The organism is Candidatus Poseidoniia archaeon (assembly GCA_030748895.1).
Lineage (GTDB): Archaea > Thermoplasmatota > Poseidoniia > MGIII > CG-Epi1 > UBA8886.
On the sequence record JASMLC010000030.1, the window covers coordinates 1 to 1,368 of the forward strand.

General features: G+C 52.8%; 1 protein-coding gene. It reads right to left on the reverse strand.

The window, feature by feature from the left end; translation table 11 throughout:
- Window positions 1–366: 366 nt before the first annotated feature.
- A partial coding sequence (locus QGG57_06810) for a hypothetical protein (GenBank protein MDP7007874.1) occupies window positions 367–1,368 on the reverse strand: 1,002 nt, incomplete at its 5' end.

Here is a 1,368-nt window from a genome sequence, read left to right on the forward strand (position 1 = left end):
ACCCCGTCGCGCCGAGCGCGCCGGTAATCGAGTGCGACTTCATCACGCCGCGCGACCCTGCACCGCTAATTAAGCTATTATTGGCCGTTTGCACTGGTTAATTTCCTGCTTGTATCGTCGTGAAACGGTAATGCTTAACAGTAATGATTATCACTAATTATGATTGCCGATAGGTATTTGCGGAAGGCAGAGATAAGGGCTCGCTACCGGGTCGGAGCTCATTGGTCGTTCCCGAGCGGCTCCTGCGAGCCTTTCATGAATCAATGAAACCTGAACCTCCCTATCGGAATAGCTGATTGACCCACTCAGTGGGATGTAGACTCCACCCAGAGTCTAGGTGTCTTTAGTTTTGTCGGTGAGGAGAAATTAAGTGTGATTTTCCCTCAAATAATTCACCAGCTCCCACATCACCTTGCAGTCCACCTCGTTGTACGCCTCGATTTCCTGCATGTAGTCCATATCTCGCATAGACTGCCCGGTCTCGGCCACTTGTCGATTACAGTACCATGCCCCGACCATGGCGCCCAGTCCGTCAACAGGTCCATCCTCCCAGGATGTATCAATCAGTCCATGTTTGTAGAGATTCTTGGCAATCGCCTTTAGCCCGAAACCAAAGGCGCCCTTGACCACGACTGGTTCTGCCCTCATCACCTTGAGGAAGTCGAACCACGGCAGCTCCGGCCACTCTGGAAGTGTGGCGCCACCAGCAGCTTCCTCCCTGTTCCTCTGGGCAGATTTCATGAAGTTCAATTCTGCGTATGACCAGTGGAATATTTTGGGGAGGGCACTCCGTTCGTTTAGGACGCGGTCGCTCACTTCCCGCATGTGCTGGAACCACTCTTCGATGATTCGGGTCTCCTCGCTGACGCTCAGCTCGTCAGCGGTGAAGACCTTGAAATCCCAGTCCCCGTCTGGTGATTCATAGCCGCAGCCGACCATGAAGATCAGTTCCTCGCCTCCGGGCTGCGGAAAGGTCGAGAAGTCATCGTCGATGGTGTTAACGGTCTCGAAATCGACGAAGAATTCCAGCGCTGACTTCTGCTGCCACCCACCTCGATTGTTATCTATAATTGGAGGAAGGACAAAATCAGTATTAGATTCCCGGTTGACCTCGATAATTTTCTTAAGAGTAAGAGCTTTCTTTTCACCTGTGATTCCCATAATCTCGGGTGTCAGAGTCGCATCATCCCAAGTATAGATTGACTGTTCATGCGCCAGCTGCCTTTCCTTGAAACCGACCTGCCAGAGCCGGGTGATGTCCTTGTACCGTTCCACGATTTCGGCCTTGGCGTGGTCCCAGGGATAGCTCTGGCTGTTCTTGGCGTTGGGCCATAACTCCGGGACCGAGGGCTCCGGGAATACCTGCCA